This is a genomic window from Gemmiger sp. An120 (genome assembly GCF_002160955.1).
GTDB classification, from domain to species: Bacteria; Bacillota; Clostridia; order Oscillospirales; family Ruminococcaceae; genus Gemmiger_A; species Gemmiger_A avium.
Genome location: NZ_NFLN01000020.1, coordinates 1 through 11,013, shown reverse-complemented (window position 1 = coordinate 11,013; position 11,013 = coordinate 1). Strand labels below are relative to the sequence as shown.

13 protein-coding genes and 1 tRNA gene are annotated in these 11,013 nt (G+C 49.3%); 11 read left to right on the top strand and 3 right to left on the bottom strand.

Annotated features, from left to right (window positions below):
* The first annotated feature begins 227 nt into the window (after nt 1-227).
* From kdpF to B5E65_RS13210, 6 genes are read left to right on the top strand one after another with little or no spacing between them, the layout of a single operon-like run.
* Nucleotides 228-305 (top strand): K(+)-transporting ATPase subunit F, encoded by a 78-nt coding sequence (gene kdpF, locus B5E65_RS16860; protein WP_087154834.1) that lies wholly within the window; start codon nt 228-230, stop codon nt 303-305.
* A gap of 21 nt (nt 306-326) precedes the next feature.
* Entirely contained in the window at nt 327-2,102 is a 1,776-nt protein-coding gene (locus B5E65_RS13230) for a potassium-transporting ATPase subunit KdpA (RefSeq protein WP_087172244.1), read from the top strand.
* 12 nt (nt 2,103-2,114) lie between these two features.
* Nucleotides 2,115-4,178 carry a potassium-transporting ATPase subunit KdpB gene (kdpB, locus tag B5E65_RS13225; protein ID WP_087172243.1) on the top strand — a complete coding sequence of 688 codons (2,064 nt, stop codon included), beginning with the start codon at nt 2,115-2,117 and terminating at the stop codon, nt 4,176-4,178.
* Between the two features lie 17 nt (nt 4,179-4,195).
* Entirely contained in the window at nt 4,196-4,849 is a 654-nt protein-coding gene (gene kdpC / locus B5E65_RS13220; RefSeq protein ID WP_087172242.1) for a potassium-transporting ATPase subunit KdpC, read from the top strand.
* Nucleotides 4,850-4,864: 15 nt separating this feature from the next.
* Complete coding sequence (locus tag B5E65_RS13215) at nt 4,865-5,326, top strand: hypothetical protein (RefSeq protein WP_087172241.1); 462 nt, start codon at nt 4,865-4,867, stop codon at nt 5,324-5,326.
* 15 nt (nt 5,327-5,341) lie between these two features.
* Nucleotides 5,342-5,755, top strand: coding sequence for a hypothetical protein (locus tag B5E65_RS13210; RefSeq protein WP_087172240.1), 414 nt, complete (start codon nt 5,342-5,344; stop codon nt 5,753-5,755).
* A gap of 29 nt (nt 5,756-5,784) precedes the next feature.
* On the opposite strand, the gene B5E65_RS13205 is transcribed toward B5E65_RS13210, so the two are convergent.
* From B5E65_RS13205 to B5E65_RS13200, 3 genes are all read right to left on the bottom strand, one after another.
* Nucleotides 5,785-6,999 (bottom strand): MobA/MobL family protein, encoded by a 1,215-nt coding sequence (locus B5E65_RS13205; RefSeq protein ID WP_343286406.1) that lies wholly within the window; start codon nt 6,997-6,999, stop codon nt 5,785-5,787.
* A gap of 280 nt (nt 7,000-7,279) precedes the next feature.
* Nucleotides 7,280-7,426: a hypothetical protein gene (locus B5E65_RS16350; protein ID WP_006573143.1), complete on the bottom strand. Its 147-nt coding sequence runs from the start codon at nt 7,424-7,426 to the stop codon at nt 7,280-7,282.
* Nucleotides 7,427-7,560: 134 nt separating this feature from the next.
* Nucleotides 7,561-7,761, bottom strand: coding sequence for a hypothetical protein (locus B5E65_RS13200; protein ID WP_087172239.1), 201 nt, complete (start codon nt 7,759-7,761; stop codon nt 7,561-7,563).
* Nucleotides 7,762-8,192: 431 nt separating this feature from the next.
* Between B5E65_RS13200 and B5E65_RS13195 the strand changes: the two genes are divergently transcribed.
* The 5 genes from B5E65_RS13195 (at nt 8,193) to B5E65_RS13185 (ending at nt 10,970) form a co-directional block, all read left to right on the top strand.
* Nucleotides 8,193-9,038: an AAA family ATPase gene (locus B5E65_RS13195; protein WP_087172238.1), complete on the top strand. Its 846-nt coding sequence runs from the start codon at nt 8,193-8,195 to the stop codon at nt 9,036-9,038.
* A 16-nt stretch (nt 9,039-9,054) separates the two neighbouring features.
* Nucleotides 9,055-9,186 (top strand): hypothetical protein, encoded by a 132-nt coding sequence (locus B5E65_RS16740; RefSeq protein WP_275532875.1) that lies wholly within the window; start codon nt 9,055-9,057, stop codon nt 9,184-9,186.
* Complete coding sequence (locus tag B5E65_RS16090) at nt 9,165-9,980, top strand: hypothetical protein (RefSeq protein ID WP_143403031.1); 816 nt, start codon at nt 9,165-9,167, stop codon at nt 9,978-9,980. Before B5E65_RS16740 ends, B5E65_RS16090 begins: the two co-directional genes overlap by 22 nt.
* 432 nt (nt 9,981-10,412) lie before the next feature.
* Nucleotides 10,413-10,730: a hypothetical protein gene (locus B5E65_RS16085; protein ID WP_143403030.1), complete on the top strand. Its 318-nt coding sequence runs from the start codon at nt 10,413-10,415 to the stop codon at nt 10,728-10,730.
* A gap of 164 nt (nt 10,731-10,894) precedes the next feature.
* Nucleotides 10,895-10,970, top strand: a tRNA-Phe gene (locus B5E65_RS13185).
* Nucleotides 10,971-11,013: the final 43 nt, after the last annotated feature.

The following is an 11,013-nucleotide window of genomic DNA, read 5'->3' as shown; positions in this document are numbered from 1 at the left end:
GCTTTTTGTTTTGGTGGGCCTTTATATGCTTTTAATCCTTGCCCGGAAATGTTAAGAGCATCTTCACGGTTTATATGGTAAGATTCTCTCCAGAAAAGCGGAGAGGAGGGGACCTTTATGATGGATTGTATCATGTTTGCAGTGTTGGCAGGCTGTATCGGTTCCATTATCCTGCTGATCGGATGGTGCCAGAAGCAGGTGGATAAAAGCGAGTAAGGAGGGAAATCATGATTGTTTTAGGAATCATCATTTTACTGCTGGGTGTTTATTTGGTCTATGCACTTCTTCACCCGGAAAAATTCTAAGTCCAACAGGAGGAAAATCAGATGTTACAAATTGCCTTGACCATTCTCATCTATTTGATTCTGGTCATCCCGGCAGGAGTTTACGTGTATCATATTGCCGCCGGAAAATATACCTTTGCCGATCCGGTATTCAACCGGGTGGACGGCGCTATTTATAAAGTCTGCGGCGTCAATCCCAAAAATGGAATGAACTGGAAGAAATATGCCGTTTCTCTGGTGATAACCAATGGGATTATGATTCTGCTGGGATACATAATCCTGAGAATTCAGAGTATTGGCCTGTTCAATCCCAATGGGATCGGAGCGATGGAGGAATCCCTTTCCTTTAACACCATCATCAGCTTTATGACCAATACCAATTTGCAGCATTATTCCGGCGAGTCGGGGCTGTCCTATCTGTCGCAGATGCTGGTCATCACATTCATGATGTTTGTATCCGCCGCCAGCGGTTACGCTGCCTGCATCGCATTCATCCGCGGCCTGGCAGGCAGGACGAAGGATAACGTCGGAAACTTCTTTGTCGATCTGGTTCGCATCACGATCCGCGTGTTGCTTCCGTTCTCCATTATCGGCGGCCTGCTGCTGGTATGGCAGGGCGTGCCGCAGAATTTTTCCGGGAATGTGGTGGTGGATACCATTGAAGGCACAAAACAGGTGATTGCTATGGGGCCTGTGGCGGCGCTGGAAATTATCAAGCATCTCGGCACAAACGGCGGCGGATTTTTGGGCGCGAACTCGGCTACGCCGATTGAAAACCCGACCATCATCTCCAACTTGATTGAGCTGTATTCCATGATGCTCCTTCCCGGAGCCTGTGTGATCACCTTCGGCAAGATGGTTCGGGACCGCAAACGGGATCTGGCGGCTGCGGTTGTCGCAGATGATGCAGCCGCTGCGATCCCCCAAATCGAAGGTCGGGAAAGCCTGACGGCAAGAATCTTTGGCCGTGAAGGCCGAAGCATCTTCATGGCAATGGGAATCCTGTTTCTGATTGGGCTGGGGGTCTGCTTCTGGGCGGAAAGCCAGGGCAACCCGGCGCTGGCAGAAGTCGGGCTGGCACAGTCCATGGGCAGCATGGAAGGCAAGGAAGTGCGGTTTGGCATCGCCCAATCCGCGATGTTCACAACCACAATAACGTCTTTCACGACCGGTACGGTCAACAATATGCACGACACGCTCACGCCGTTGGGCGGCATGATCCCCCTGCTCCACATGATGCTCAACGTGGTATTCGGCGGCAAGGGCGTTGGTCTTATGAATATAATCACTTATGCGATCCTGGCCGTTTTTATCTGCGGTTTGATGATCGGACGCACGCCGGAGTATCTCGGCAAAAAAATCGAAGGCCGGGAGATGAAGCTGGCGGCCCTCTGCATCATCATTCACCCGCTGCTGATCCTGACGTTCTCTGCGCTGGCGGTAGCTACGCCGGACGGTCTGGCCGGTATCACCAACCCCGGTTACCATGGGCTTTCGCAGGTGCTCTATGAATTCGCGTCTTCGGCAGCCAACAACGGCTCCGGATTTGAAGGCCTGGCGGACAACACGTTGTTCTGGAATATTACCACCGGTCTTGTCATGTTCTTCGGCCGTTACCTCCCAATCGTCTTGCAGCTTGCAATTGCGGGGTCTCTGATGAAAAAGCGGTTTGTCAGTGAATCGGCAGGTACGCTTCATACCGATACCATGAGCTTTGCCGTCATTTTGGTGTTTGTCGTTTACATCTTTGCGGCGCTGACCTTCTTCCCCGTGCTGGCGCTTGGCCCCGTTGCCGAACATTTGACCCTTTGGGCATAAGGAGGATTTACCATGAGCAAAAGGAATCAGAAGCTGGTCACGCCTGCAATTTTACGCCAAGCAGTTATCGGCTCCTTTACAAAGCTGAATCCTGTTTACATGATGAAAAATCCCGTCATGTTTGTTGTGGAAATCGGCTTCTTTATCACATTTGTACTTTCATTTTTCCCGGGCCTTTTTGGGGATGTCGGTTCGGGTACAAATTTGAGAGCATACAATATGATCGTCTGTGCGGTGCTGTTTGTCACCGTCCTGTTCGCAAACTTCGCAGAATCAGTGGCGGAAGGACGGGGCAAAGCGCAGGCCGCCAGTCTGAAAAAGACGCAGAAGGATACACAGGCCCGTCTGCTGCTGGAGGACGGCACGGAGAAAACAGTTCTGTCCAGCGAATTGAAAAAAGGCAATGTCGTTATGGTGAAGGCGGGCGAGATCATCCCCGGAGACGGAGAAGTTATTGAAGGCATCGCTTCGGTAGACGAGTCGGCCATCACAGGTGAGTCCGCTCCGGTGGTGCGGGAATCCGGCGGCGATTTCTGTTCTGTGACCGGCGGCACAACGATCGTATCCGACTGGCTGAAAATCCGCATCACCTCTGACCCGGGCAGCAGCTTTCTTGACCGCATGATCGCTCTGGTCGAAGGCGCTTCCCGAAAAAAGACGCCCAACGAAATCGCGCTGAATACGCTTTTGGTCTCTTTGACCATCATTTTTCTGATCGTTATCGTAACGCTGTATCCGATTGGACTGTATTCCGGCGTACAGCTGCAAACTTCTACCCTGATCGCTCTTTGCGTATGCCTGATCCCGACGACCATTGGCGGCCTGCTTTCCGCCATCGGCATTGCAGGTATGGACCGCGTGACCCGGTTCAATGTCATCGCTATGTCCGGCAAGGCTGTGGAGGCCTGCGGCGATGTGGACACCATGATTCTGGATAAAACCGGTACCATCACCTACGGCAACCGCCTGGCCGCCGATTTCTTCCCCGTGGGAGGTGCCTCCCGCAGCGAACTGATCCGCTGCGCCGCCCTGACAAGCTTGCATGACGATACCCCAGAGGGCAAGTCCACATTGGAGCTTGCCCGTCATCTGGGCGATACGAGCCAGGACGCGGCGGGCGCTGCATATATTGAATTTACTGCGCAGACCCGGATGAGCGGCGTGGACCTGCCCAACGGCACAAAAGTACGAAAGGGGGCGGCCGAAGCCATTGAGCAGTATGTAAAGTCTATGGGCGGTACGATCCCCGCCGACCTGCATGAGCAGGTTGACAAAATTTCCAGCCTTGGCGGTACGCCGCTGACGGTCTGTGAAAACAACCGAATTCTGGGTGTTATCTATCTGAAAGACACTGTGAAGCCCGGCATGGTGGAGCGATTTGAGCGCCTGCGCGCCATTGGCATCAAGACCATTATGTGTACCGGCGACAATCCGCTGACCGCAGCGACTATCGCCAAAGAAGCGGGCGTGGACGGTTTTATTGCTGAATGCAAGCCGGAAGATAAGATTGACGTCATCAAAAAAGAGCAGGCAGAGGGCAAAATCGTTGCCATGACCGGCGACGGCACCAACGACGCGCCCGCGCTGGCGCAGGCGAATGTGGGCCTTGCCATGAACAGCGGCACCACCGCGGCCAAAGAAGCTGCCAATATGGTGGACCTGGACTCCGATCCCACGAAGATTCTGGAGGTCGTGGAGATTGGTAAGCAGCTTCTGATTACGCGGGGCAGCCTGACGACTTTCTCCATCGCCAATGACATTGCAAAATATTTTGCCATTATTCCCGCCATGTTTATGATGGCGATCCCGCAGTTGAGCGTTTTGAACATCATGCACCTGGCGACGCCCTACAGTGCGATTTTGTCAGCACTGATCTTTAACGCCATCATTATCCCCTGCCTGATTCCCCTGGCCATGAAGGGCGTAAAATACCGGCCTATGTCCTCCGGGCGACTGCTGGCACGGAATATGCTGATTTATGGCCTTGGCGGCGTCATCACGCCGTTTGTCGGAATCAAGATTATTGATACGTTGATTGCTCCGATGCTTACGGCAATCGGTGTGGTTGGTTTTTAAAGAAAGGTGGATATGGGATGAAAGAATCTGTTAAACGTATATTACATAGCGCACGTCAAACAATCGGCGTTACGGTTATTCTGATGCTGGTCTGCGGCCTGCTGTTCCCCTGCCTGCTGACAGGGCTGTCCGCCCTGATTTTCCCTCACCAGGCAGGCGGGAATCTTCTCACAGTCAACGGGCAAACGGTAGGCGCGGAATATGTCGGCCAGGAATTTACCGAGGATTATTATATGTGGAGCCGTCCCTCTGCGTATCATTACAATGTATATGTGGAAGGGGAGGATGGGAAGCTGTACTACAATGACGGCACGGAATTTCCCGGAATCGGTTCCGGTTCCAACAATTACGCGGCGACCAATCCGGCGCTGACCGAACGCGTGGAGGCGGACATCGAGGCATTTCTGGAGAAAAATCCCGGCGTAAATCGGGAGGATATCCCCACCGATTTGCTGACGGCCTCCGGTTCCGGCCTGGATCCGCACATTTCCCCGGCTTCCGCCGAAATACAGATCCCCCGGATCGCTGAAGCGTCCGGGCTTACAGAGGAAGAGATCGAAGATATCGTGTCAGAAAATACCCAGGGCAAAGTCTTTGGCGTCTTTGGCGAGGAGACTGTCAATGTGCTCAAAGTCAATATCGAGATTGCACAGCGGATGGGAATTCTGTGACAGAGGTGGACGGCGATGGAGGAGATGCACTATTCTCAAGAATCGCAGCGGGAAGAAGTCCCCGTTCCCGATTTTAAGGATAACATTACACGGAAACTCCTGCTGCAATTTCTGTGCGACCTTTGCACTTGGGCGCAGGCTACGCCGGTCACCAGCGTTGGAATTAAAAAAGATGCGCATAGCCTCTATATCCTTTTTCGCAATTTTGCGTTTTCCGAGCAGGATTTCTGGCAGACATTTGGCGGGTATCTGATTGCTCTCCGACCAAAATGGAAAATCGGCATCTTTGGCACAGAACTTTCTTCACAGGAAACGGTAGCATTGTTGCTGAACCAGCAAAACGGGAAATTCTATGCGGTTCAAAAAACAATCTCAGGCTGCTATGCGGACAGCATCCGTTCTCTCTGCCTGCGAATTGAATGTGCCAACACAGAGGACGCCGCGATGGTGAACTTGCTCTGTCAGCATATGGACTGACAGAGCGGGATTCTTGTGGCAGATTGGGATCTGCGCGAGGCATTTGAACGGGAGTACATCCCGTGGTTACATCAGAGTACCTGCTACTGTTATGGGAATCTGTCAGAAGATCAGGAACAGCAGGACTACCTGGACGTGTTATCCTTCCCGCAGAAGGTCGGACTCTGGCTGCAATTCCTGGAAAATGGAATTGATTATGAGGAATTTGCATGGATCTATGACAGAATTTTCGCACAGGAGCTGAACGACCGAATCGAATGGGAGCTGGCCGTATATGCAGCCCTGAACCAACTGGAGTACGCCTTGAAAATATCCGAATCAGAGTTTGAGCTATACGATGGGAGCGGCGAGAGGCGATACTTCAGTTTTAACAGCGAGCAAAACGCCCAGCGCGTTTTTCTCAAACTTCTATTCCCGTTAAATGTCTGATTTTAACACGACTTACTGTTATGTTTTCCCTAAATCAATAGCGCAGACGGATGTGTTGCGCCAAGCGGGATAGCTGTCTGCGCTGTATACGGTAAACCTATAACCAATAACAAAAGATAAGGGACAGAAATGGCATCACCGCTCCTGTCCCTTATCATCTTTTTTGACTTAAAAATCGGGTGCTCTTTCTGCGCCTGCCGCACCATTCTCCGTACTGCCTGCTGTTCTATATCTTCATTCAGCATCCGAGAAACCGCCTTTTTGCTGTCAAACATCAAAAGCGGGTTGTACTTCTCGCCGTAAACCTGCTGTACCCGGTTCTCCGCTTCCTGCTCCTTGCCGGGGCGGATGGCATGCCTTGCTTCATGCAGCTGCACCGGGTCGAAGCCTTGGGCCTGCTCCCGAAGCCCGGCATACTCATTCAGGGCAGCATCCAACTCAGCGGAATATTTCTGCTCCTGTTCTTCCAGTCGTTTCAGGTTCTGCTCCATGGCAGCGATGTCTTTAGGGAATTGATCGGCAGCATTTTCCTCGGAATATGCCAGCGACGCCAGAAGCAGGTTCTTTTCCGAACACAGTTCCTCCAGATCCTCTGTCAGCGCCGCAATTTTAGCCGCCAGTTCCCGGTGCCGGAACACATGGACAGCAGGGAATGACTTTTTCTCGGAGAGCAGACTGCGGCGTTCTTTCATCTTATTCCGTATGTCCTTTGCCAGCTGATTGTACTGCGTGAGGGCAGGGCGCAACGTATTCAGCGAAGCGTTCAGGCGTTCCTTGCCCTTGCGGAGATACCCCAGCTGATAACAGAACAGCAGCAGATTTTTACGCAGATTCTCCATGGCCTCGGCAAGTGCCGGGATGGTATTTTTGACTGTCTGGGCCAGCTTTTTGACCTGTCCCCTCAGCTCCCGGAGCAAGGCATTGTCCGCCTTGATCTGCCGGTTCAGTTCACACCGGTCAAAGATAATACCTTTTTTCTCCATGGCTCTGGCAACTACGCCCTCGTGGATCGTAGGTCGTTCCTCCAGGCCACGCTCGGCATGGCTGCGGTGATCGATGCGGCTGTCGTGACCGGCCAGCTCCAGGCAGCGGTTCGCCGCTGTGGCCCACGCCTCCCTCCAGGCAAGCAGCTGTTCTTCGCTGTTCCACCGCGCAGAGATGGGATTCTGCCGCCCATACTTTGTGCTTTTCGGATATTTGCTAGCCCGCCCATACCCGTACTTCTCAGCCTGGGACGGGGCCATATATACCTTCTTTTTGTCCACCTTATACTGGTATTGCTTCTCCCAGCCCTCGGCCTGCGCCGACTTGAACTCAGCGGCGGTGAAGCCCCGTTCCTCGCCGTCCTTGATACAGAGATGTTATCGTCACGGCTCAGTCGGCAGTAGAGGGCGGCTGTGCCGGTAGAGATTTTCTTGCTTGACTGCTTCACAATGTCCTCCTTTCCAAGCAGCCGAGCAAGGCTTCATCCTATGTATATTATACCTCTGCCGACCGCCCGAGTTAAGGATGTCGATGGAACAGTTAGGCTGGCTCCAGATCGGCCAGCATCAGCTTCAACAGGATGTCACGCATGGACTCGCCTTTGTCCTTGTAGACTGGCGTGACGATGAATTGGATCTTGCCGACTTGATAGGTGTATTCCTCCTTGACGGGTACGGGATCTTCCATGTGGGCCTCCTTCCAGAGTGACACGAAACAATGACCGACAGTCCCCCTTGTCCCGTGGGGAAACGCAAAAAGGCGGCACCTTCGGCGGTGCCGCCCTCTTGCCTTGCTCTACTTTGGGACAACTTGTCCCAAGGTCAGTAGGAGCTGTTTTCAAAGTGCTGCTGGGCCTCCTCCAGCCCGCAGAAGTCAAAGACCTCATGGAGTTCCGCCACCACACGCCGGATGTCCGTGGGAGAAAACCCGCAGTTTTCCATAGCGTAGATGACATAGCCACGGCAGGCGTTGTTGCTCCACGGCTGGGCAAGCAAGACCGCCAGTTTGGGATCATGTTTCATGTCGGTTTCCTCCTTGATAAAAGTTTCGGGAGCGCCACGCTCATTTCCTTGGCCCGTCATAAGACAGCAATACTCAGTATGACGCTCCCGAGGGGGGCGGCGGCCCGGAGGGGCAAGCGGCCAGCTTGTCCGGCTGCGGATCGTGGCCGTGGGGTGGCTTGTCCCACTTGCGGCGCTGGTGTTGTTCGCTCGTTCTTCTGTCGGAGAAGTCACAGCGCACCCGCCGCCTGGCTCCCCGCTCTATAGCTCGGGGCCGCCGCTATTCAGTTGTTGATCGGATGTTACTCCTCTCATATACCAAGGACAAAAAACGGCTCTGTGGCAGGGTCAATCAAAGAACTTTTTTCAAATATTTTCTCATAGCAACCAAACCGTTTTGAACCGACTCCTGCACAGATGCAAAGGAGACCCTAGAGGCATCACACTATGGCATGCAACCTATAAAAGATCAGATTTTGAGATATATTGCATGCCAAAAACATCTAGGTCTTTCATATGGCGATGTTTTATTGCTTGTCGGGCCTCCTGGCGTTGGTAAAACTTCGATAGCCGAATCAATAGCCATCGCTATGAAAAGGAAATTTTTTAAAATATCATTAGCTGGTATGTCTGATGCAGGACCATTACGGGGGTATGACACAAATTACCAATCACCTAAACCGGGGCGCATCGTGGAAGGAATTATACAAACGGGCACCTTTTCTCCTCTAATACTTCTTGATGAAATCGATAAAATGGGGAGTTCCTCTAATAATGGAGATCCAGCGTATGTCTTGCTTGATATTCTCGATAGCAATAGAAGTAGATTTATTGATGATTTAATCTCTGTACCAATAGATTTGTCAAATATCGTTTTTGTTGCAACTGCTAATTCACTCCAAGCTCTCTCGCCTATTCTTTTGAATCGCTTAGAAATCATTAAGCTCAAAGGATATACGCGTGAAGAAAAAATAATTATCGCAAACAAATATCTCATACCGTCTCTTATTAAAGATTATCGTATTGAAGATTTAGGGGTAGAGTTTACAAAAGAGCTTATTGAATACATTATAGACAATCATGCTCATGAACCAGGTATACGAGCCCTTAAGCGTTTGTTAAAACTAGCTATTGAATCAGTAATTACAGAAACATATCTGGGAAATACAGTTTCTTCGAAAATAAGCATCGCAGAATTTAATCGTCTTACACACAATGATAGCGAACTAGAAAAAAAGTTGCCAAATAAAAACGTAAGCAAACGAAAAAAGCTCAAAATTCCACTGAATTATGATTAAATTGGGGGGCGATTGCATGATAGAGTACCTTGATATTGCAATGCAGGCATTAACTGCAATAGCAACAGTAGCATCAGTTTTGTGGGCAATTCATGTGTATCGAAAAGCAAATGAAGATCGTATTTTTTGCAAATCAAAAATAGCATAATCCAAGTACCGCAAATCTGCCACGATATTAATTTCTTGCTTACAGAACCATTCTTTGCTGCTATCGGAAATAGTGTAGCTGAAGAATTGAAATCATTATATTCTGCTGATCAATCTTTAGAAGATTTTTCTGAGTTTCTACTTAATGATGAAGCTTCCCATAACTATAAAGGATTAGCAATTTATTCAGGACTCAAGCAGTGTGTTGAGGTCACACAGATCAAAGGTTTGATTAAAGATCTCCAAGATGCAGAGAGAGTAATAACCGCCAAATTGCCCTTTTTAGGAAAAGCTTTCTCAAAACTATCTTTCTATATTACGGAAGCAGCAAAAAGAACTATATCTTCCAGTGTCTTAAATCGCAGTATGATGACTACATTTGAAGATGGAACCAAAAATGAGCCCTTTAATCAGGCCGTTAAAGCAGCCGCTGAAACTGGAACACCAGAGTTATATTTCAAAGAACTGGCGGTATTTATCACTGAAGTTTCCCAGTCTTCTCTTCGCACAGAGCATCTGGGTCAACGAACCATAGATTTATCTCATCACATGTTAAAAATTTCTGGAGATATTTTTGGCTTATTAACGGAATCCGAACTAAAAAAAGCTAGCAAATATGATTTAAAGCTTCAAAGGAAAGGATTTTGTGTTAACAACCGCCATGCTGTTGAAGATGCGATGGAAATATTGAAAAAATATAAAAAACGGTATGGAGAGGAGCAGTGGGATAAACTTATTGAATGCAAAGGAAGAATAATTGAACTTATGGAATCCGCAGATCGAGACAATGATTAACTTCAAGGGCTTCTGCTTTTTGAACAATTATATTGAAAAGCAGAGGCCCTTTTGAACTCTAATTTCTAATTAAGGATAAAAGCCTTGCTTGCTGCTTGCAAACCATTGATATTACTGGATTTCCACAGATCCTTAAATGACACTCCGACCAAATACCGCAGAGGATTTCTCCTCTGCGGTATTTTTGTTATTGGTCCGCTCTCTTGCCAATGGGATAGTAAAATTGTTTAGAGTGTGGTATGTTTCTATTTATAAAGATTATTGATCAGAAATTCTAGTATTGTTTGTAAATGCGGTCCGGTATATAGGGAAAGGGGTTCACAATATGAAAAAGCGATTTGAAGTTTTTTAATCGTTTGCCTTTCCATTTCCACTTTAATCTTTGCGCTGCTCTGGCAAAGCCAAAAAAATGATAAGAATGATATCAGGGCATTGGCACAGGCCAGTGCCGCTGATGCTTGTGCTCAGTTTACGGAATATCAGACGGATGGTTGCGAAAGCAGCTATTGGTATGGGGTTGCCGCCTTTCGCTCTTTTCAGCAAGCATACTATTCATTGACGGAAGGAACAGATAAAGCCGTCAACTACACTTTCTGCAATGAAGTATATGGCTATTTGGTATTGCGCCCCGAAATCAGTCAATCGCATATTTCAGAGCTCATTGAAACTATGAGTATTCTTTCTTTGGATATCGAGGATGAAAATGGATATAGTAAAATGTCAGAACTGCGAAACAGTCTAAAACATTGAGTACATCATAATTTCTGTTGTTTCCCCCGACCTGTTTGTCTCGCCGGGCGCAGTCAAACACAGCGCTGGTGCCTTTCTATACTAAGAAAAGAAAAAATATTCAAAAAAGGTATTGACAAATTCTGCCGGGCGCGATATACTGATTAAGCTGCAACGGCAGACAGGCCTCTGTAGCTCAGTTGGTAGAGCAGGGGACTGAAAATCCCCGTGTCATTGGTTCGATTCCGATCGGAGGCACCATTTTGCGGCTTTAGCTCATCTGGTAGAGCGCCACCTTGCCAAG

Coding starts and splice junctions, on each gene's coding strand:
- kdpF (WP_087154834.1), top strand. CDS start 228: ATGATTGTTTTAGGAATCATCATTTTACTGCTGGGTGTTTATTTGGTC.
- B5E65_RS13230 (WP_087172244.1), top strand. CDS start 327: ATGTTACAAATTGCCTTGACCATTCTCATCTATTTGATTCTGGTCATC.
- kdpB (WP_087172243.1), top strand. CDS start 2,115: ATGAGCAAAAGGAATCAGAAGCTGGTCACGCCTGCAATTTTACGCCAA.
- kdpC (WP_087172242.1), top strand. CDS start 4,196: ATGAAAGAATCTGTTAAACGTATATTACATAGCGCACGTCAAACAATC.
- B5E65_RS13215 (WP_087172241.1), top strand. CDS start 4,865: ATGGAGGAGATGCACTATTCTCAAGAATCGCAGCGGGAAGAAGTCCCC.
- B5E65_RS13205 (WP_343286406.1), bottom strand. CDS start 6,999: ATGGCCCCGTCCCAGGCTGAGAAGTACGGGTATGGGCGGGCTAGCAAA.
- B5E65_RS16350 (WP_006573143.1), bottom strand. CDS start 7,426: ATGGAAGATCCCGTACCCGTCAAGGAGGAATACACCTATCAAGTCGGC.
- B5E65_RS13200 (WP_087172239.1), bottom strand. CDS start 7,761: ATGAAACATGATCCCAAACTGGCGGTCTTGCTTGCCCAGCCGTGGAGC.
- B5E65_RS13195 (WP_087172238.1), top strand. CDS start 8,193: ATGCAACCTATAAAAGATCAGATTTTGAGATATATTGCATGCCAAAAA.
- B5E65_RS16740 (WP_275532875.1), top strand. CDS start 9,055: ATGATAGAGTACCTTGATATTGCAATGCAGGCATTAACTGCAATAGCA.